The following is a 19,460-nucleotide window of genomic DNA, read 5'->3' as shown; positions in this document are numbered from 1 at the left end:
AGCGCCGGCGCGAGGCAGACACCGCGGTGTTGTTCGTGACGCACGAGCTGAACCCGGCGCCACCTCGGTGTGGAGGCCGACGTGTCTCACGCGACCGGGCCCAGAAGTTCCGCATCAGCAGGAAACCCTGTTCCTGCAACAGATGCAGCCACCACACCCAAACGGCCGATGGCTTCGCGCAGCACTTCGGCCGATTGCGTGTACGGCACTCGGAGCATGTTCTCGCAGCCGCCGTGCACCGCGAACCGAGGACCGGGCACGAGCCGCAGGCCGTGGTTCTGCGCCACGACGGCGATTCGGGTGCTCACCGGACCGTCGAGCGTGCACCACACCCCGAGCCCGCCGGCAGGCACCGAGAAGATCCACTGTGGACAGTTCGACCGCAGCGCCGCCACGGCCGCGTCCCGCTGCTCCCGGGCTTCCTCACGTCGTTGCCGCAGCACAGGTTCCGGCGTCTCCAGCAGTGAAGCGAGGACCAACTGCTCGAACACCGGCGTGCCCAGATCGATCGCCGCCCGCGTCGACAGCAATCGGTGCACGATGTCCAGCGACGCCCGAATCCACCCGATGCGCAGCCCGCCCCAGTGCGACTTGCTCGCGGAGCCCAGCGTCACCACCGAATCGCCGCCGAACGCGGCCATCGGCAACGGCATCGGCGCGGAGTCCAGCGACAGCTCCACCAACGTCTCGTCCACGACCATCGGCGTACGAGCCCTGCGCAGCACGGCGGAAAGCGCTTCCCGCTGCCCGGCCGACATCAGCAGGCCGGTCGGGTTCTGGAACTCCGGGATCAGATAGGCCAAACGGGGGCCTGCCTGACGCAGCGCCGCCTCGTACCCGTCCACGTCCCAGCCGTCCGACAGCACCGGCACCGGCACGGGGACGCCGAACGACGCACGCACCGCTTCCAACGCGTTGGGGTAGCTCGGTTGCTCCACGAGGACGCGATCACCAGGCCCCACGAACAGCCGCAGCACCAGCGCCCACGCGTGCTGAGCCCCCGACGTCACCACGATCTGGTCGGCGGACGTCGGCAGTCCACGTGCGACGTACCGGTCGGCGATCCGTTGCCGCAGCGGCAAAAGCCCCCGTTCGTCGTACCCGTGCGACGCGAGGTGCTCCGGCATTTGGAGCATCGCGGCCTCCATCGCCGACCGCAGCGACGGCAACGCGGGAGGCGCGGCGCGGGACAGATCGATCAACGTGTCGTCGAAACCGGTGATCCCACCGCCGGCTCCGACAGGTCCGTTGATCCAGGATCCGGACCCGCGCCGCGACTCCACCACCCCCTCGGCGCGCAGCTGGTCCAACGCGGCCGTGATCGTCGTCCGGCTCACCGGCAACGCGTCGGTGAGCTCGCGCTCGGACGGCAGCCGGGTGCCGACCGGCAACCGGCCGTCCGTGACCAGCAACCGGACCGCCGCTGCGAGATCAGCCGACCCCTGCCGCGCGCCACCCCGCCGCCACGATCCGAGCAGCCGAGCGAGGCGCACACCCGATATACGTCCACCTGGTGGGAGCATGAGGCCAATTATCGCGAATTGGCTATGGATTACCAGGCCAATCGAAGCTCAAGATGGCCACATGGCCACCATGACCGCACTCAACCAGGTCTCCGTCCGAGTCGCCCCCGCCCGTCGCCTCACCCAGCTCGCCGCAGGTCTGTGGCTCTACGGCGCGAGCATGGCGATGCAGATCCGCGCGACGCTGGGCCTCGATCCCTGGGACGTGCTGCACGAGGGCCTCACGAAACGCACCGGCCTCAGCTTCGGCCTGATCACCGCGATCACCGGCGTCGTCGTGCTGCTCGCCTGGATTCCGCTGAGACAGAGACCCGGCGTCGGCACGATCGCCAACGTGGTGCTGATCGCCGTCAGCGTCGACGTGTCGCTCGCGATCATCCCCGCGCCGCAAGGACTCCTGCCCAGGATCGTGCTGCTGGTGCTGGGCATCGTGCTGAACGCGGTGGCGTTCGCCGCGTACGTCGGGTCACGCCTCGGGCCGGGCCCGCGCGACGGCATGGTCACCGGATTCTGCCGCCGCACGGGCATTTCCCTGCGCCTCACGAGAACCGTCATCGAGCTGCTCGTCCTGGCCACCGGCTGGTTGCTCGGCGGCACCGTCGGCATCGGCACGATCCTCTACGCACTCGGCATCGGCCCCCTGTCGCAGCTCTTCCTGCCAATGCTCACCTGGCGCGAGCGCTCGCAGCTCGTTTCCTGATCTCCTCGTAGGTCACCCCGCGCTCGGTCAGCACCTCGGCCACGATTCCCTTGCCCTGCAACAGAGCCAGCACGATGTGCTCGTTGCCCAGGTAGTTGTGGCCGAGGTCGCGGGCCTCGCGCAACGAGGTCTCCAGCGCCTTCTTGAACGCGGGCTCCAGCGGCATCCCGAACCACCGCCGGCGTGGACCGGGCCGCAGCACTCCGGCCCCGAGCGACTGCTCCACCGAGTCGATCACCGCGTCGACGTCGATCCCCAAGCCCCGCAACGCTTCCGCGTCCGCCTTGGTCAGCCCGCCCTTGCGCCGGTAGTCGCGGAACGCCGTCTCCAGCTCCTCGCGCGGCAGGTCGAATCCCTCCAGCACCGACGCGTCGAGCAACGCCAGCAGCAGGTGCTCCACCCCGACCTCGGCGGCGTGGACCCGTTCCGCATCACGCACCGCGGCCCTGACGGCCTCACGTGCCTCCTTGGTGAACCGTTCCGCGATCATCATCGACCCCCGTGCTTCTTGTGCACCGCCTGGCGGGAGACCCCGAGCTCCGCCGCGATGTCCTGCCACGACCAGCCCTGGGCCCGCGCGCTGCGGACCTGGACCGCTTCCAGATGTTCCAAGAGCCGCCGCAGTGCGGTGACGGCCCGCAGCCCGACCTTCGGGTCGCGGTCCCCAGCCGCCGTGGCGAGATCCGTCGCTTCAGTCATGATGTCAACGTACGTTGACAACGCAGCGCTGTCAACCAAGGTTGACACGTACGGTGGGATCGTGAAGATCGAGACCGCTGAGCAGGGAGCTCCGGGCCGAGTCACCGAGGACCGGATCCGCGTGCTGCCCAACGCCGTCGTGGTGCTCGACGGCGTCACCAGCAGAACCAGGCCGCCGAACCGGAACGGCGGCTGGTACGCCACACAGCTCGCCAACGAGCTGGCCGAGCTGATCAACGACACCGATCCGCTGAAAGACGTGCTGGCTCAGGCAATCGCCAACCTCGTCGCCGAACACGACCTCATCCCGGGCGACTCCCCATCCTCGACGGCGGCGATCGTCAGGTGGACCGAGGAAACCATCGACGCACTCGTCCTGTGCGACACCCCGGTGGTCGCGTTCGGACAGACGACCCACGTCCTCGAAGACACGAGGCTCGAAGACCTGCGGCCGGACCCGGACATCCTGCGGTGGAAGAACAAGCCCGGCGGCTACTGGGTCGCCGAGGCCGAACCCGTTGCGGCACACCAGGCCCTGACCGCGAGCTGGCCGCGAGCAGAGATCCGGCAGGTGATCGTCGCCACCGACGGCGTCTCATGTGGAGTGTCCGAGTACGGGCTCTTCTCGTGGGAGGACCTGAAGCAATTGCCACTGGGTGAAGTCCTCGACCGAATCCGCGAAGCAGAACGCGGTGATTCGGAGCGCAAGCGTTGGCCCCGCTACAAAACCCACGACGACCAAGCCATCGCAAGGTTGACCACATAACGAAAGAAGCCCCGCAGGAGTTCTGCGAGGCTTCTTTCGAAGAAGGATGGCCAGGGGCGGGGTCGAACCGCCGACCTACCGCTTTTCAGGCGGTCGCTCGTACCAACTGAGCTACCTGGCCATGAGACTGCAGCATTTCAACTACAGGAAAGCGACCCAGACGGGACTCGAACCCGCGACCTTCGCCGTGACAGGGCGACGCGCTAACCAACTGCGCCACTGGGCCTTGCTTCGTGCTGTCTTACCGTACCTTACTTTACTGCGTGCCCCCAACGGGATTCGAACCCGCGCGACCGCCTTGAAAGGGCGGGATCCTAGGCCGCTAGATGATGGGGACTAGCTGGTCTCTGGAAGCATCGTAAGCATATGGCATAGGTCCGCGCACCTCCAAAACGGGGGTGCCACTTATGTCCTGACCTGCCCAAACCACCTTGGACCCGAGATCGCCCAGATCAACAAATGCCTGTTCAGGGCCCAGCACGCCCGTCAACCGCGTTTTGTGATCCAGACAACTTCCACGACGAAGACGCGACGCACGGCAGCACGTGCCCGAGAACTTCGCGGATCCGCATCGGGAAGTCGGCACACGCCGTCGTCGCCGAGGAGATCAACCGGGCGCCGAGAGCGGCACCGCACAACGTCCGCGCCACCGCGTCCGGGTCGACACCGGCACGAAGATCTCCGCGCTCGGCCGCCTCCGCCACGTACCCGGCGATCAGCTTCTCCCACCCGACGTGCGCCGAGGGCACGCCCGGATAACCGATCTCGCGGTCGGCCGCCAGCCGGACCCCCGCACGCAGCACCACGTCGGCGGCCATCCGGTCGGCCGACTCGGCGAACATGCCGTGCAGAGCGCTCAGCGGGTCGGCACCGCTCGCGTGCCACGTCTCCCGGACCTGCGCCCACAGCTCGCCCTGGCGCTCGATCAGCGCACGAGCCACCGCTTCCTTGGAGGCGAAGTGGAAGTAGAACGCGCCCTTGGTCAGCCCGGCGCGCGCGAGCACGGCGGTCAGCGACGTGCGCTCATAGCCGAGCCGGTCGAACTCCTCGGCTGCGGCGTGGAGTATCGACTCACGTGTCGCATACGCCCGATCCTGCTGGGGCATGGGTAAAGGTTAGCCGTTGCCGCTAAAGAGACCCGTGGGTATGTTTCGAGATGCGGCCCTGTTCTGCAGACGCGCTCCGGGGGGTGCGCGTCTGGAGCCAGGGCCGCACTCGTGCTCGCTTCACCGCTGCACTGGTGGCGTTCCGCCGTCCTCGCCCGGTGACAGGCCCAGCATGTCGAGCAGCATCCTGCAGTCCTCGGTGCCCAGGGCGCTCCGCGCGACGGCGAGCCTTGCTCGGTGGACCTGGTCGTCGGAGATCCGCGAGGGTTCTCCGCTGCGCTGGGCCGGCACGTTCGGCCCGCCCGGTCGCGATGACATGCCGTCGTCTTGTGTGAACAGGAACTTCCGTACTTCCAGTGACCCGCTCATGAGTGCCCTCCCCGACTTGAGGTTGGCGCGAGGCTAAGCGACCTGGGACAACGGCCGCAGCCCCCCGCAGAGTGATTCCACCGACACCCAGCGTTACTTTCCGTACTGGTGTGGTGCCTGTCTCGTGGAGATCTCGCCAAGGGAAGATGGACGGATGACTGATCCCACGCCGGAGCCTTCCCCCGAACCAGAGGGCCAAAACGCACCTCAGATACCGGGCGTGCCGACCGATCCCGGCGTGCCCCCGGTCGATCCGCAGGAGATCCTCAAGGCCATCAGCGGCATGAACCTCGACGCCATCGACGCCGACATCGAGTCCTCGTTCGGCGCCAAGATGGCCGAGCTGGACAAGATGCTCGAGGGCCTCGACGACCTGGTGAACAAGATCGAGGCGGACATCCAGAACCTGGACCAGCCGAAACCCGACGGTCCTCAGTAGACCTCGTACCCCAGGGGGGTATGATCGGCGTCCCGTACCGAGGAAGGGACTCCGATGTCCGTCTCTGCCACCTACACCGTCACCGGCATGACCTGCGGCCACTGCGTCAGCTCCGTCAAGGAGGAGCTGGGCGAGGTCGCCGGCGTCACGGGCGTCGACGTCGTCCTGGAGACCGGTTCGGTCACCGTGACGAGCGAGCGCGAGCTCGACCGCGCCGAGGTCGTCGCGGCCGTCAGCGAGGCCGGGTACCAGGTCGCCTGATGACCGCGACCGAGCCTCACCTCGTCCAGCCCAAGGTGATTGAACTCAGCATCAGCGGCATGACGTGCGCTTCCTGTGCGAACCGCATCGAACGCAAGCTGAACAGGCTCGACGGCGTCTCCGCCACGGTGAACTACGCGACCGAGAAGGCCAGCGTCCAGTTCCCGGACAACCTGCGCGTGGACGACCTGGTGTCGACCGTGCGCGCGGCTGGTTACGACGCGGAGGAGCCCACACCGGACGTCGCCGACGACTCGGGTGACCTGGGACTGAGGTTCGGCCTGGCGGCGGTGCTCGGTGCGCCGGTGGTCGCGTTCTCGATGATCCCGGCGCTGCAGTTCCCCGTGTGGCAGTGGGTCTCGCTTGCGCTGGCCAGCGTGGTCGTGTGGGTGTGCGGCTGGCCGTTCCACCGTGCGGCGTTCGTGAACGCACGGCACGGCGCGAGCACGATGGACACCCTCGTCTCGATGGGTGTCACTGTCTCGTATCTGTGGTCGCTCTACGCGCTGGTGTTCGGCACCGCCGGGGCGATCGGCATGCGGCACGAGTTCAGCCTCCTGCCGCGGCCCGTGGGCTCCGGGGACATCTACCTGGAGGTCGCGGTCGGCGTGACCGTGTTCCTGCTGCTCGGACGCTGGCTGGAGGCCCGTTCGAAGCGCAGCGCGGGTGCCGCCCTGCGGTCGCTGCTCGCGCTCGGCGCCAAGGACGTGGCGGTGCTGCGCGACGGCGTGGAAACACGGGTACCCATCGGCCAGCTCCAGGTCGGCGAACGCTTCCTGGTCCGTCCGGGTGAGCGCATCGCCACGGACGGCCTAGTGGTCGAGGGCAGCTCGGCCGTGGACCGCTCGCTGGTCACCGGGGAGTCCGTGCCGGTCGAGGTTTCCGCCGGCGACCCGGTCGTCGGCGGAACCGTCAACGCGGGCGGTCGCCTGGTCGTGTCCGCGACCTCCGTAGGCGCGGACACCCAGCTCGCCCGGATGGGGCGGCTCGTCGAGCAGGCGCAGGCGGGCAAGGCCGAGGTGCAACGGCTGGCCGACCGGGTGTCGTCCGTGTTCGTGCCGGCTGTCGCGGTGATCGCGCTCGTCGCGTTCGGCGCCTGGCTGCTCGCCGGGCGGCCGCTGGAGTTCGCGGTGACGACGGCCGTGGCGGTGCTCGTGATCGCGTGTCCGTGCGCGCTGGGGCTGGCGACGCCGACGGCGTTGCTCGTGGGCACCGGGCGCGGCGCCCAGCTCGGGATCCTGGTGAAGGGTCCAGAAGTGCTGGAGTCGACGCGGCGGGTGGACACCGTGGTGCTGGACAAGACCGGCACCGTGACGACCGGCCGCTTGACGCTGGTCGACGTGGTCCCCGCGGACGGCGTGTCGCGCGACGAGGTGCTTCGGTTCGCGGCCGCGGTCGAGAACGCGTCAGAACACCCGATCGGCACCGCGATCGTGCGCGAGGTTCCCGATCTCTTGCCGGTGTCGGACTTCGTTTCCACAGGCGGCGTCGGGGTCAGCGGCGTCGTCGACGGTCGACGTGTTGCCGTCGGGCGGGTGCGCAACGTTTCGCTGCCGCGGGATCTGACTGAGGCCCTGGTTGCACACTCCGCACGCACCGTTGTCGCGGTTTCCTTTGATGACAAGGTTGTCGGACTCGTCGTCGTGTCGGACGTCGTGAAACCCACGTCGGCACAAGCGATTCGTGAACTCCGTGAACTCGGCCTGCGCCCGGTGCTGCTGACGGGCGACAACGCCGAGGTGGCCGCGTCCGTGGCCGCCGAGGTCGGGATCGACGAGGTCATCGCCGACGTCCTGCCCGCCGGCAAAGTCGAGGCGGTGCGGAATCTCCAGGCACAGGGCCGAGTTGTGGCGATGGTCGGCGACGGTGTGAACGACGCGCCGGCGCTCGCGGCCGCGGATCTGGGGCTGGCCATGGGAACCGGCACCGATGTCGCGATCGAGGCGAGCGACCTGACGCTGGTGCGCGGCGACCTGCGCGTGGCGGCGGATGCGATTCGCTTGTCCCGCAAGACTTTGGGCACGATCAAGGGCAATCTTTTCTGGGCGTTCGCCTACAACGTCGCTGGACTTCCGCTCGCGGCGCTGGGGCTGCTGAACCCCATGATCGCCGGGGCCGCGATGGCCTTCAGCAGCGTGTTCGTTGTTACCAACAGCTTGCGACTACGGGGATTCCGTCCATCGGCAACTTAAGAATCTCCGTTCAACCACTCCCGCTCACGCCTGTGCGCGTGCAACAATCCAAACAGCTGACACACCCCCGGTCAGCGCCTGTGGAGATCCCCTCCGGCCCCCGCGTTCCTCCCCCTGGCGCGGGGGCCTCTCCGTGTCCGCTGCTGGAGTACGCGGGGCCCCCGCGTCCTCTCCTGGAGTACGAAAGCTCCCCGCGTACTCTCCAGATGCACACCTTGGGGTGACTCAGGTCACAGGTGTTTGGCTTCCGTGACCGAGCCGTTATCGTGTCCCGGTGCCTATCGGATCCCTCGGACGCTCCAAGTCCGGCCGTCACCGTCCCGCGGACGAACCGCAGGCCGAGACGCTGCCCGACGAGGAGCTGACCTCTTACCTCGCAGCACTGGCCCCGGACGCGGACAACGAGACGACCGCATCGGGCTTCGGCAACGCGCAGGTGTACCAGCTGCGGCTGCAGCTGATGGCCAACGAACAGCTCAAGGAGCTCGCCGCGGAGCGCCAGACGTCCCCGCAGGCGCTCGCCACGGAGTGGGTCATGCAGCGACTGGAGTGGGAAGCGCGTCAGCGCGGCCACTAAGACCGGTCAACTTCACCGAAAAAAGGACCCTCGGCCGAGCCCGGCCGAGGGTCCTTCTCACGTGCGACCAGATTTGCGGCGAATCAGACCGCACGAACGTTCTGAGCCTGCGGCCCCTTGGTGCCCTGGCCGACCTCGAACTCCACGCGCTGGTTCTCCTCCAGAGTCCGGAAGCCCTGACCCTGGATCTCCGAGTAGTGGACGAAGACGTCTGCGCCGCCGTTGTCCTGGGCGATGAAGCCGAAGCCCTTCTCGGAGTTGAACCACTTGACAGTGCCCTGTGCCATGTACCTGCCTCCATCGCAGGAAAGCTTGGGGCTGCACCGTGCAACCCCGGCCGTCCCGGGGGCGGTCAGTGAGCTCGTGAGAGCGCGCATCACGCCCGCGTGTCGTTCCGCGAGCGTGTGAAGCACGAACACAGAAACCACGGCCTGCGCGGGTCAGCCTAACGTGTGATGCGTCATAGCACTACAGGTCATTACTGGCCAGTTGGCTGCCTCAATAGGGGGAAACCCGCTGGTCCGGGTGGGTGATCGCGATTTCACGAGCAACGTGTTCCGGCCCCGTGCGTCTTCTGATCGTTGGACGAGGGGATCTTGGGGAGAGCGCGTGTTCCGGCCACTGATTTTGGCTGCACTACTGGGGTTGACCGCTTGCAGCGCGGCGCCTGACGCACCATCCGCGCCTGCCGCGCAGGTGGTGGAGAACAAGGCGAAGGCCGCACTCACCGTGACGCCGGCGGAGGGCGAAGGGGTGAGCCCGGCAGGTCCGTTTCAGGTCGGGGTGACCGGGGGTTCGCTGACCTCGGTCGCGCTCACCGGTGCGGACGGCAGGGTGGTCAAGGGGGAGCTCGCCGCTGACAGGTGGGTGGCCACGGAGGACCTGGGCTACGACAAGACCTACACGTGGTCCGGCACCGCGAAGGGCGAGGACGGCGCGGACGTGCCCGTCACCGGCTCGTTCCGCACGGTCAGGCCGCAGCGGATCATCAACGCGTCGATGAACGTCGGCGACCACGAGACGTACGGCATCGCGATGCCGGTCAAGGTCACGTTCAGCTCGCCGGTGCAGGACAAGGCCGCGGTGCAGAAGGCGATGACGGTCAAGACCTCCGTGCCGACCGAGGGCGCGTGGGCGTGGCTGTCCGACACCGAGGCGCACTGGCGGCCGCGTGAGTACTGGAAGCCGAACACCGAGGTTTCCGTCGACGTCAACGTGTACGGCGTGCCGTTCGGGGGCGGCGCGTTCGGTGCCGACGACGTCCACGTGCAGTTCAAGATCACGGACCGCGCGCTGGTGGCCAAGGCGAACACGCAGACGCACCGGTTCGAGATCTACCGCGATGGCGTGCTGCTGCACGACTTCCCGGCGTCCTACGGCGCGGAAAGCGACAAGCGCAGGGAGACCCGGGGCGGCATCCACGTGGTGCAGCAGAAGGAATCCTCGCGGAAGATGTCCAACGCCACGTTCGGCTACAAGGACGTCCCGGTCACCTGGGCGGTGCTGATCTCGCAGAACGGCGAGTTCGTGCACGAGAACAACGGCACGGTCTCCGCGCAGGGCAACACGAACGTCTCGCACGGGTGCGCGAACCTGTCCGGCGCCAACGCGAAGATCTTCTTCGACCTCACGATCGTCGGTGACCCGGTCGAGGTCGCCGGGTCCTCGCAGCCGCTGCAGGCCGTGGACGGCGACTACTACGACTGGGCGTTCGACTGGGCGACCTGGACCGCCAAGTCGGCGGCGACGCCCTAGGACTTCTCGGTGATGGTGGGTGGCTGCGGGATCTCGTAACCGGACGGACCGACGTTGCGTTCGAGAGCCCGCTTCCACTCACCGCTGGAGATCATCTTCTCGATGGCCTCGTTGACGGCGTCACGGGACTTGCTGTCCCCCTTGGGAACGCCGATGCCGTAGCGCTCCTTGGAGAACGGCTTCCCGACGAGCTTGAGCAGCTCCGGGTTCTCGGCGGCGAACCCGGCGAGGATGACCTCGTCGGTCGTCACGGCGTCGACGTTGCCGGCCATCAGCGCGATCACGCAGTCCGAGTACTGGCCGTACTCGATCAGCTGCGCGTCCTTGGCGTAGTCGCTCTTCACCTTCTGCGCGGACGTGGATCCCTTGACCGAGCACAGCTTGCGGCCGTTCAGGGTCTCCGGGCCCTGGATGGCCTGCTCGGTGAAGCGGACCAGCATGCCCTGGCCGGTCTCGAAGTACGGGCCCGCGAAACCCACCTTCGCCTTGCGTGCGTCGGTGATCGAGTACGAGGCGACGATCAGGTCGGCTTCGCCGGTCTCCAGCATCGACTCGCGGGCCGCGCCGCGAGCCTCCTTGAACGTGATGCCGGTGTCCTTCACGCCGAGCTCGTTCGCCACGTACCGGGCCACGTCGACGTCGAACCCGACATACCGGCCGTCGAGGCGCTTCTGGCTCAACCCGGGCTGGTCGTAGCGGATGCCGATGGTGAGCTTGCCCGTGTCGGCACGTCCGACGACTGTGCTCGTGTCACCGCTCCCACAGGCGGTGGCGAGCACCGCTACGGCAGTGATGAGCGCAGCACGACGGATCACGACAGGCCTTCCGAGGGGTTGTTCGAGATTTCGTGCGCAATGCTACGGACCTGCGGCGATGATCAACTGTGATGTGTGACAACTACGGCAGCCGGGCCTTACTGGGTGTCACACCGCGGCCGTCGCGGGCGATGGCCCTGCGGATGTGACCGGGCGGGACCAACCGGCGCAGTCCGGGCGGGATGAGCAGCGCCGTTCGGCGCAGCATCCGCAGCCAAAGGGTCGCGTGCCGGTACGGAGTGTGACCGTGCAGTTGTATTGCCCAGTCAGGCAGCACCGAGTACGCCAGGTGCCCGACCAGCACCTTGTAGAGGGGCATGCCGTGGCGCAGAACACCCCTCGTCGCCGGTCCGTGCAGGAAGTTGTAGATCAACTCGGAGTCGGCGGTCTTCCTCAAGACCGGCCTGGTCGCCTCGAAGTACTCCTCCATCTCGCGCTTCGACCCCGGCACCTCGTCCGCGTGCAGACCCACGAGCGTCGCCGCGAAGCGTTGCTCTGCGTAGTACCGGTCCTTCTGCCGGTCTGTTAACCCATAACCGGCGCGGTTGAGAACCGTCTCGAAGCTGTAGACCTCCGAGCAGTGCACCCACAGCAGCAGCTCCGGCTCGTCGACCCGGAACGTCCTGCCGTCGATCACGCCTCTCAACCCGCGATGGGTGGCCCTCACTCGTGCCGCGGCGGCCTCGATCGCCTCGTCGGTGCCGTAGACGCCGAGGCCCACGAAGTCCGCCGTGCGCCGCAGCCGGCCGAACGGGTCGGTCTTGAAGTTGGAGTTCTGCACGACGCCCGCGACCGCCTTCGGGTGCAGGGACTGCAGGTAGAGGCTGGAGATGCCGGCGACCCACATCGTCGGGTCCGCGTACATCTGCCAGCTCACGGAGTTCGGGTCGTTCGGTTCGAGCATGCGGACATCGTCCCGTCTCGCCAAGATGAAGACCATGGACCTGGACCAGGCACGGGAAGTGCTTCGCAGCCAGCACCGCGCGGTGTTCTGCGCGTTGAAGTCGGACGGCACGCCGGCCATGTCTCCGGTGCTCGTCGCGTTGGACGACAACGGTGATGTGCTCGTCTCGACACGAGAGACGGCCTACAAGACCAAACAGGTCCAACGGGACCCTCGGGTGTCGCTGTGCGTGCTGCCGGACAGCTTCTTCGGGCGGTGGATCCAGATCACCGGGACCGCGACCGTCGTGCCGTTGCCCGACGCGATGGATCTGCTGGTCAAGTACTACCGGACGATCTCCGGCGAGCACCCGGACTGGAACGACTACCGGGCCGCGATGGAACGGGAGCAGCGGGTGGTCCTGCGGATTTCGCTGACCGGCGCGGGACCCGACAAGACAGGTTGAGGTTTTGCCCGTAACAACGTTAGCGGGCGAAACGATTCCACGGGGACGGCGGCTACCGGGCAGGCGGAACCTGGGGAGCGTTAGCGATGACTGGTGTCAGACGCCGCGGCTATTTCGCAGCCGCGGTGGCGGTGATGGGCGCTGCGCTGTTCGCGGCGTTGTTCGCCGCGCCTCCGGAGAGACCCGTGGACATCCGCCTGGTGGCTCCGCCACCTCCGCCTCCACCGATGATCACCGCGACCGCGACCACCACGGTTTCCGCCGTCGGCCCGGTGTTGATGCCCCCTCCGCCGCCACCGCCTCCGCCCCCGCCCGCCAAGCCGCTGCCCCGGCCGAAACCGGCGCCCGCTTCCTCGGCACCGCCGTCGAAACCCCGTCCGCCGACGATCTACGACCTGCTGCGGTGCGACTCGAAGTACTTCGGGCACGACGACTTCGAGCGCTGCCTGGACTGGCCGTTCGACAACGACGAGTTCTGCGACTTCCTGGAGGAGCACCACCTCCACCCGGTCGACCTGCGCGGTCCTGACGGGCGCAAGCTCGACGACTTCGGCCTCGGCTGCGACTAGGCCTTCAGTTCCCGCAACCTCGTGAGGTTCGCCTCCGCCCGTGTGCCGAGCAGCTGGGCCTCGCCGAGGTAGTGGTCGTCGATCAACGCCTCGACCTCCGCGTCGTTCATCGCCGGAACGATCCTCGCCGCCATCCGGTTCATGTTGCGGTAGCTGCCCTGCAACAGGAACTCGCCACCGCTCGCGGCCGACGCGATGTACTCCTGGTTGACCTTGAGCACGACCTCCTGGACCCGTTGCAGCTTGCGGACCACGGACAGCATCCGTTCCAGCTCGACGGTTTCGTACTCGTGGCTCGCGCTTTCGCCATTTGCCAGGCGCACCAGCGGTTCCACGTCGACACCGTTGAGCGTCGGGTTGGAAGCACTCGCGTTCTCCAGGTAGCTCAACGCAAAGAGGGCGTCGCGACCGGACAGCACGTCACCGAGGTTCCACACGTCCGCGCGGTTCGCGAGCATGTCCGGGACGCGGAACGCGCGGCCCGTCTCGGTGTACGGGTTGCCGGCCATCGACACGGCGAAGCGTTTACCCCGCAGGTCGAACGTGCGTGCCTCCCCGTCCCACACGCCGTCAACGCGTCGTTGTGCGTCGCACAGCGAGATGAACTTCTGCAGCAGCTCAGGTGATGTGTGCTGGATGTCGTCGAGGTGCAGCAGAACGTTGCTGCCCAAGGCGAACGCGAAGTTGATGCGCTCGACCTCCTGGCGTGCGGTGGCATTCGGTGCGTCCTCCGGGTCGAGTGAGGTGACGCCGCTGCCCAGTGCCGGGCCGTTGACCTTGACGAACACCATGCCGAGTCGGTTCGCGACGTACTCCATCAGCGTCGTCTTGCCGTAGCCGGGCGGGGAGATCAGCATCAGCAGGCCGGTGCCGTCGTTGAGCTGCTTGGCGAGGTTGTCGCCGATCAGCGGCAGGTAGACCTCGTTCAGCAACCTGTTGCGCACGAACGTGTTCAGCACCGCGGGGCGGTAGTCGTCGAGCCTGAGGCGTTTGCGCTCCTCGGCGAGCAGCTCGTCGCGTTGTCGTTGGTAGGCGCGGAAAGCCGGGACCTGTTCGGTCTGGAAGTTCCTGAGCCTGGTCAGGGTCTCGTCCAGGCGGAGCTCCAAGGACTGGTTGCTGACGCGGGGGTGGGTGCCGAGCAGGCCCGTGACCGACTCGGTGAGCGCGGCGCTGGAGTCGTAGCGCGGGAGGTCGGTGAGCAGGACGGCGACGACCTCGGGGAGCTCCGGGCAGTCCTCGTCCTTCAGGAACGCGTGCAGCCACGCCTCGATCAGGTCGCGGTCGTGCAGCTCCTCGGTGACGACCGCCTTGAACCTGTCGATCACCGTGCGGGCGGCCTTGCTGGTGACGAATCCTCTTGGCTCGCAGGCGAGTTCCTCGAACAGGTACTCGCCGGCCAGGTCGTCGAGGCCGAACTGCTTCGTCAGCTCGGGGATTCCGTGCGCACCACCGAAGATCGTACGGGCGCGAGCCAGCGACTCGGCCTTGCGGGCCCACACCGCGCGTTGTTCCTCGGGCTGTTCGGACCAGAAGATCTGGGCTTTCGCGCGGGCATCCGGTGGATACCTGAGCAGTCCGGCACTGGCGCGCAGTCGTTGCAGGACAGCGAGGATCTTCGCGGCGTCGTGGTCGTGGACGCCCTTCTCGTAACCCTCGTCGTACCGTTCGGCGGCGGCGTTCACCACGTCGTCGCGGCCCTCGGCGAGCAGGCAGCCGGCGAGGTGCTCGGACCGGTAGACGTCTGCCGTCTCCGAGACGAGCAGCTGGTCCCAGAACGGACGGGTGTGCTGGAAACCGGTGACCTCGCTGCGGTAGTCCGTGCCGGTCACCGCGTAGAACAACCTGCCGTCGCGAGGTACCAGGGTGAGGTTCATCGGCTCGGTCGTCACCGGGAAGCGGTGACGACCGAGCACGATCGACGCGCCGTCGTACAGATCGGCCCGGTCGCGCAGTGCCCGGCCTCCCTCTTGCCGGGCATCGCGCAGACTCGCGTCGAGCTCGTCGGCCCGCACGTCACCGAGGTTTCTGAGCTCCTCGGCGACGGTGCGGATCTTGGCGACCATCGGGTCGCCCGCGAAGTAGGTGTTGATCTCGTCGGCCGAGGTGAGCTTGCCGACGCGACGGCGGATCGTGCCCAGCACGCGTTCGGCCGACTGCACGAGCCGGTCGGCCTTGCGCGCACGTTCGTCGAGCAGCGTCTGCTTGCGCGCGGAGAACGCCTCGTAGACGTCCGTGCGCTTGGCACCGATCTGGGCCAGGAAGTCGTCGAACTCGCCGAACCGCGACTCGAGGTTCTCGAGCTGCAGGAGGAGGCGGCCGAGCTGGTCGTCGCAGCGCTGCGGGGAGTCCGCGACCGACAGCGCGCCGGTGATGGCCTGGCCGAGCAGCGCGAACTCCGCGGCGAACTCGGCCCTGCCCTCGGCGTTCGCCAGCTGGGAGCGGCGACCGTCCACAGTGGCGCGTGCCCTGTTCACCGCAGCGAGGACCTCGCCGATGCTCGCCAGGATCTGCGTGCGGGTCGTCGTGTCGGCGGCGTCGAGGGTGCTGACGACCTCGGTCAGCACCTCCAGGCCGGTCTGCTGCTGCGCCAGGCGTTCGTGCAGCGGCTTGGCCTCGGCGGCGGTCTTCAGCTCCGCGGCCGCGATCTGCTCGATCTCCTCGTGGTACTGGACGAACGCACCCTCGCCGCTGAGGAACGCGACGGCCCTGCGTGCGGACGCGCCCAGTTCCTCGACCAGTTCGGCTTCACGGCGGTCGATCTCTTCGAGGTCGACGTACTTCAGGTCCTTGAGCGTGATCAGGCGGCCTTGAGCGGACCGGAGATCGGCCAGCAGCCGCACCCACTCGTCGGCGGTCTTCGGTGACGCCGATCTGGCGAGCCGGATCAGTGAGGCGAGCTTCTCGGCGGCCTCGTGGAGTTGCTGAGCTGCGTGTTCCGTGAGCGTGCGGACGGCCTCGAACTCGTCCAGCACCTGCTCGGCGGTGGTGCGGACGGCCAGGACGTCCTGCTTGAGCCCCAGCTCGTCGAGCCAGTGCACGCCGTCGACCACCCTGGTGCACAACGCGATCAGGCCCTCGAACACCGGCGCGCTCGGCGTCATCTCGGCGCTCATCCTGGTGATCGACAGGCAGTCGGAGATGCCGCGGACCAGTTCGGCGTTGCCGATGCGGGCGAGCGGGCCCGCCTGTTCGGGCTGCTCTTCGTCCTGCAGGAACGGTGTGCGCCAGACCTGCATCGGGTGCACCCGGACGGGTTCGGTGCTGGTCTCGCGGAAGACCACCAACGTGCCGTCGGCGAAGAGCGAGTAGCCGTGGCACGTGATCGGCGTCGCGACTTCCTTGCGGATCACGTTGTAGGGCAACAACAAGCTGCGGCCCTCGCGGCGGGCATGATAGACGAACAGCACGTCCTCGCCGTTCGCCGACCTGACGACCCGCTCGAACTCCAGCTCGTCGGTGTCGACGTCGAACGTCTTGTCCGCACCCGTGACGAGGTAGTAGCCGCCGGGGAAGATGATCCCCTGGTCCTCGGGAAGCCGTTGGCACGCCTGGCCGATGCCGTCGAGCCTGGCCACGGCCTTCGTGCGGGTGTTGAAGACCAGGTGCCGCCACACCGTCTCGTTGTACGGGCGGATCCTGAGCAGGATCAACGGGCCGACGCGGGCGTAGTGCACATCGGCGTCCGCGAGGCTCTGCAACGGCTCGTCGACGGGCTCGTCGTAGATGCCCTGGCCGACCTCGGTGTTGTTCTCGATCTTGACGGTCAGCGTGCCACCGACCGTCTCGACGAAGACCTCGTTCTCGATCGCGATGTGCGGGTGCCGGCCGAGAACGTGCTGCTCACGGGTCGTTTCGACCCACGTGACGTCGTGCGAGGGCGGGAAGACGTGGTCGCGGTCGCCGCGGTTGTCGAGGTAGGTCACGGTGCCGTCGACCCCGATGTCCCAGCGCAGCACGCGGATGTCCTCGATCCGCGCACCGGTCTGGAACACCGCGAGCAGCCGTGACTCGACGATCCGCAGCTGCAGCAGCCGGGTCTCGCGGTAGTACCGGTAGAGCTCGGCGAAGTCGTTGCGGAACTTGGGGTCCTGCAGGAAGGGTGCCTCGACCGCGCCGAAGTCCCTGCCGTGCACCGCGAAGACGTCGGCGACCGCGGTCTCGGGCTTGAGGCCCATGAACACGTTGTAGCCGAACAACATCAGGTCGCCGAGCGGCACGATGTCCCGCGGCACGCAGTTGTTCTCGGTGCGGATCCGTTCGGTGGACAGGAGTTCCAGCGCGGTGCTGCCGAACGTCTCGACGCGCTGGGCGTTCAGCGCTTCCGTGCTCCGGGCGAGCCCGGCGGCCTGTTCGGCCAGCCGGGATCGCAGCACCTCGTAGGTTCCGGCGTCCAGTCCAGAAGGGTTGGACACTGTCATGCGGTCTGGCCGTTGTTCTTGGCCATCTGGGTCAGCGCGATGGCGGCGGCGATGTTCTGCGCGTCACCCGTGGTGAACGAGCTGAGGATCTTGGTCAGGTCCTCCGGGAAGTTCGACGTGCCGTCCATCCACTTGGAACCGAGTGCCTGCACCACGTTCGAGTTGCCGACGAACTCGTCGACCTGCTTGCCCGCGGTGATGGCGCCGGCGATCTTGTCGAAGAACATCGAGTCGCCACCGACGATGTCGATGTCGGCCTTCTCCAGCCCTGCCGCGAGGACCATCGCCTGAGCTTCGGCGACCTGGCGCTGCACGTCGATGCCCTTGAGCCTGATCTCCTTCTCGGCCTCGAGACGCAGGCGGTACTCCTCGTGCTCGCGGGTCGCGCTGTCGAGCGCGGCCATCGCCTCCGCCTTGTGCGACAGGCCTTCCGCCTCGCCCTTGAGACGTTCCTTGATGCCCAGCGCGTCGGCCAGGGCCTTCTCGCGGTCGACGATCGCCTCGGCGCGACCGAGCGCCTCGGACGCGGCGGCGTCGCGTTCCTTGATCAGCGCGTCCGCCAGGCCCTTCGCGGCGGCCTCGGCCTGCGTGCCCTCCGCGAGCCGGATCTTGGCGCGGGTGTCCAGCTCGGCGGCCTGGTTGCGGGCCTCGGCGAGCACGACCTCTTCGCGGGCCTTGTGCTGCGCCGACTGTTCCGCGGCCTCGGCGGCCTTGATGTCCTTGACCAGCGACTGCTGCGCCTCGGCCTCGGCCATGATCACGATCTGCTGGCGCTCGCGTTCGGCCTCCTCGACCGCGCGCAGGCGCTTGATGTTCTCCTCCTGCTCGGCCACGGTCTTCTCGACCGCGACCCGCTCGCGCACCAGGTCGGCGATCGCGCGCCGCTCGTGTTCGAGCTCCTTGTCCTTCTCGATCATGCGCAGCGACGTCTCGCGTTCGCGGGCGATGACCTCCAGCAGGCGGTCCTTCTCGATGCGCTCGGTCTCGACTGCGATCACGCGCTCGCGGTTCTTCTCGGCGACGGCGATCTCGCGGGCCTTGTTCTCGGTCTGGATGCCGAGCTGTTCCTCGGTGCGGATGAACGCGGTGTTGGCCTTGAGCCGTTCCTCGGCCTGGACCTTCTGCGTCTCGGCTTCCTGCTGCGCGCGGGCGGTCTCGATCTCGCGCTTCTGCCGGATCTCCGCGTCCGCCTGACGGCGTTCGAGCTCCAGGATCGCCTCACGCGCGCTGACGTTCTGGCGCGTGATCTCCTTCTCCTCGTTGCGGGTGAACTCGTTGGTCTTGACGTGCTCGATCGCGGTCAGCTCGGTGATCTTGCGAATGCCCTGCGCGTCCAGGATGTTCGCCGGGTCGAGCTGCTTGAGCGGCGTCTGCTCCAGGTAGTCGATGGCCGCGTCCTCAAGGCTGTAGCCGTTGAGGTCGGTGCCGATGACCTGGACGATCCGGTCGCGGAACTCGTCGCGGTGCGTGTAGAGGTCCACGAAGTCGAGCTGCTTGCCGACCGTCTTGAGCGCCTCGGAGAACTTGGCGTTGAACAGCTCCTGCAGCGTGGCCTCGTGGCTCGCGCGCTCGGTGCCGATCGCCTGCGCGACCTTGATGACGTCCTCGACGGTCTTGTTGACCCGCACGAAGAACGTGATGCGGATGTCCGCGCGGATGTTGTCCTTGCAGATCAGGCCTTCGTTGCCGGCCCGGCGGATCTCGATGGTCTTCACCGAGATGTCCATCGTCTCGCATCTGTGCAGCACGGGTAGCACGACCGTGCCGGTGAAGGTCACGTCGACCTTGCGCATCTTCGAGACGATCAGCGCCTTGCCCTGCTCGCACTTCTTGAACAACCTGCTCAGCGTGATCGTCGCCAGGATCAGCACGACGACGATCCCCGCGATCAGCACGAGCAACCCCGTTGAGATCGCACCCAT

19 protein-coding genes and 3 tRNA genes are annotated in these 19,460 nt (G+C 67.5%); 9 read left to right on the top strand and 13 right to left on the bottom strand.

The window, feature by feature from the left end; genetic code table 11:
• Positions 1-86: 86 nt before the first annotated feature.
• On the bottom strand, positions 87-1,523 hold the full coding sequence (locus tag ABZX92_RS26420; protein ID WP_355564631.1) for a PLP-dependent aminotransferase family protein: 1,437 nt from the start codon (positions 1,521-1,523) through the stop codon (positions 87-89).
• A gap of 61 nt (positions 1,524-1,584) precedes the next feature.
• Between ABZX92_RS26420 and ABZX92_RS26415 the strand changes: the two genes are divergently transcribed.
• On the top strand, positions 1,585-2,223 hold the full coding sequence (locus ABZX92_RS26415; RefSeq protein ID WP_355564628.1) for a hypothetical protein: 639 nt from the start codon (positions 1,585-1,587) through the stop codon (positions 2,221-2,223).
• Here the strand turns inward: ABZX92_RS26415 and ABZX92_RS26410 are convergent.
• Together ABZX92_RS26410 and ABZX92_RS26405 are read right to left on the bottom strand one after the other, a co-directional pair.
• On the bottom strand, positions 2,189-2,716 hold the full coding sequence (locus ABZX92_RS26410) for a Clp protease N-terminal domain-containing protein (RefSeq protein ID WP_355564625.1): 528 nt from the start codon (positions 2,714-2,716) through the stop codon (positions 2,189-2,191). The two genes, ABZX92_RS26415 and ABZX92_RS26410, sit on opposite strands and share 35 nt — an antisense overlap.
• Positions 2,713-2,922 carry a helix-turn-helix domain-containing protein gene (locus tag ABZX92_RS26405; RefSeq protein ID WP_045309630.1) on the bottom strand — a complete coding sequence of 70 codons (210 nt, stop codon included), beginning with the start codon at positions 2,920-2,922 and terminating at the stop codon, positions 2,713-2,715. The genes ABZX92_RS26410 and ABZX92_RS26405 overlap by 4 nt, the downstream gene beginning before the upstream one ends.
• 61 nt (positions 2,923-2,983) lie before the next feature.
• On the opposite strand from ABZX92_RS26405, the gene ABZX92_RS26400 reads away from it, so the two are divergent.
• Positions 2,984-3,688: a protein phosphatase 2C domain-containing protein gene (locus ABZX92_RS26400; RefSeq protein WP_355564621.1), complete on the top strand. Its 705-nt coding sequence runs from the start codon at positions 2,984-2,986 to the stop codon at positions 3,686-3,688.
• 47 nt (positions 3,689-3,735) lie between these two features.
• Here the strand turns inward: ABZX92_RS26400 and ABZX92_RS26395 are convergent.
• The 5 genes from ABZX92_RS26395 to ABZX92_RS26375 all read right to left on the bottom strand — a co-directional run bounded on the left by ABZX92_RS26395 (position 3,736) and on the right by ABZX92_RS26375 (position 5,163).
• A tRNA-Phe gene (locus ABZX92_RS26395) sits at positions 3,736-3,809 on the bottom strand.
• 31 nt (positions 3,810-3,840) lie between these two features.
• Positions 3,841-3,914: transfer RNA gene (locus tag ABZX92_RS26390), tRNA-Asp, on the bottom strand.
• A 38-nt stretch (positions 3,915-3,952) separates the two neighbouring features.
• Positions 3,953-4,025: transfer RNA gene (locus tag ABZX92_RS26385), tRNA-Glu, on the bottom strand.
• 130 nt (positions 4,026-4,155) lie between these two features.
• Positions 4,156-4,794: a ScbR family autoregulator-binding transcription factor gene (locus tag ABZX92_RS26380; protein WP_355564618.1), complete on the bottom strand. Its 639-nt coding sequence runs from the start codon at positions 4,792-4,794 to the stop codon at positions 4,156-4,158.
• Between the two features lie 120 nt (positions 4,795-4,914).
• Positions 4,915-5,163: a hypothetical protein gene (locus tag ABZX92_RS26375; RefSeq protein WP_045309611.1), complete on the bottom strand. Its 249-nt coding sequence runs from the start codon at positions 5,161-5,163 to the stop codon at positions 4,915-4,917.
• Positions 5,164-5,383: 220 nt separating this feature from the next.
• Here ABZX92_RS26375 and ABZX92_RS26370 point away from each other — a divergent pair, with 220 nt between their 5' ends.
• The 4 genes from ABZX92_RS26370 to ABZX92_RS26355 all read left to right on the top strand — a co-directional run bounded on the left by ABZX92_RS26370 (position 5,384) and on the right by ABZX92_RS26355 (position 8,632).
• Complete coding sequence (locus ABZX92_RS26370; protein ID WP_355564615.1) at positions 5,384-5,602, top strand: hypothetical protein; 219 nt, start codon at positions 5,384-5,386, stop codon at positions 5,600-5,602.
• A 54-nt stretch (positions 5,603-5,656) separates the two neighbouring features.
• A complete protein-coding gene (locus ABZX92_RS26365; RefSeq protein WP_355564612.1) occupies positions 5,657-5,863 on the top strand; it encodes a heavy metal-associated domain-containing protein in 207 nt (68 codons plus the stop codon).
• On the top strand, positions 5,863-8,055 hold the full coding sequence (locus ABZX92_RS26360; protein ID WP_355564609.1) for a heavy metal translocating P-type ATPase: 2,193 nt from the start codon (positions 5,863-5,865) through the stop codon (positions 8,053-8,055). Before ABZX92_RS26365 ends, ABZX92_RS26360 begins: the two co-directional genes overlap by 1 nt.
• A gap of 274 nt (positions 8,056-8,329) precedes the next feature.
• Positions 8,330-8,632: a hypothetical protein gene (locus ABZX92_RS26355; protein WP_355564606.1), complete on the top strand. Its 303-nt coding sequence runs from the start codon at positions 8,330-8,332 to the stop codon at positions 8,630-8,632.
• A gap of 83 nt (positions 8,633-8,715) precedes the next feature.
• Here ABZX92_RS26355 and ABZX92_RS26350 read toward each other — a convergent pair whose 3' ends face one another.
• The gene (locus tag ABZX92_RS26350) at positions 8,716-8,919 is read right to left on the bottom strand and encodes a cold-shock protein (RefSeq protein ID WP_030477903.1); all 204 of its coding nucleotides are present in this window, start codon (positions 8,917-8,919) and stop codon (positions 8,716-8,718) included.
• A 358-nt stretch (positions 8,920-9,277) separates the two neighbouring features.
• Here ABZX92_RS26350 and ABZX92_RS26345 point away from each other — a divergent pair, with 358 nt between their 5' ends.
• The gene (locus tag ABZX92_RS26345) at positions 9,278-10,387 is read left to right on the top strand and encodes an Ig-like domain-containing protein (protein ID WP_355564603.1); all 1,110 of its coding nucleotides are present in this window, start codon (positions 9,278-9,280) and stop codon (positions 10,385-10,387) included.
• On the opposite strand, the gene ABZX92_RS26340 is transcribed toward ABZX92_RS26345, so the two are convergent.
• Together ABZX92_RS26340 and ABZX92_RS26335 are read right to left on the bottom strand one after the other, a co-directional pair.
• On the bottom strand, positions 10,384-11,199 hold the full coding sequence (locus ABZX92_RS26340) for a glutamate ABC transporter substrate-binding protein (protein ID WP_355564634.1): 816 nt from the start codon (positions 11,197-11,199) through the stop codon (positions 10,384-10,386). The genes ABZX92_RS26345 and ABZX92_RS26340 overlap by 4 nt on opposite strands.
• Positions 11,200-11,284: 85 nt before the next feature.
• A complete protein-coding gene (locus tag ABZX92_RS26335) occupies positions 11,285-12,106 on the bottom strand; it encodes an oxygenase MpaB family protein (protein WP_355564600.1) in 822 nt (273 codons plus the stop codon).
• Here ABZX92_RS26335 and ABZX92_RS26330 point away from each other — a divergent pair.
• Positions 12,105-12,551 (top strand): PPOX class F420-dependent oxidoreductase, encoded by a 447-nt coding sequence (locus ABZX92_RS26330; RefSeq protein WP_355564597.1) that lies wholly within the window; start codon positions 12,105-12,107, stop codon positions 12,549-12,551. The genes ABZX92_RS26335 and ABZX92_RS26330 overlap by 2 nt on opposite strands.
• An 86-nt stretch (positions 12,552-12,637) precedes the next feature.
• Entirely contained in the window at positions 12,638-13,120 is a 483-nt protein-coding gene (locus ABZX92_RS26325; protein ID WP_355564595.1) for a hypothetical protein, read from the top strand.
• On the opposite strand, the gene ABZX92_RS26320 is transcribed toward ABZX92_RS26325, so the two are convergent.
• Both ABZX92_RS26320 and ABZX92_RS26315 read right to left on the bottom strand, forming a co-directional pair.
• The gene (locus ABZX92_RS26320; protein ID WP_355564592.1) at positions 13,117-17,538 is read right to left on the bottom strand and encodes a DNA repair ATPase; all 4,422 of its coding nucleotides are present in this window, start codon (positions 17,536-17,538) and stop codon (positions 13,117-13,119) included. The two genes, ABZX92_RS26325 and ABZX92_RS26320, sit on opposite strands and share 4 nt — an antisense overlap.
• Entirely contained in the window at positions 17,535-19,460 is a 1,926-nt protein-coding gene (locus ABZX92_RS26315) for a flotillin family protein (RefSeq protein ID WP_355564589.1), read from the bottom strand. The genes ABZX92_RS26320 and ABZX92_RS26315 overlap by 4 nt, the downstream gene beginning before the upstream one ends.

The organism is Lentzea sp. NPDC006480 (genome assembly GCF_040611995.1).
In the GTDB taxonomy this organism is placed as follows: domain Bacteria; phylum Actinomycetota; class Actinomycetes; order Mycobacteriales; family Pseudonocardiaceae; genus Lentzea.
The sequence above is the reverse complement of the archived record's forward strand: the minus strand, read 5'-3'. Positions and strand labels throughout refer to the sequence as shown.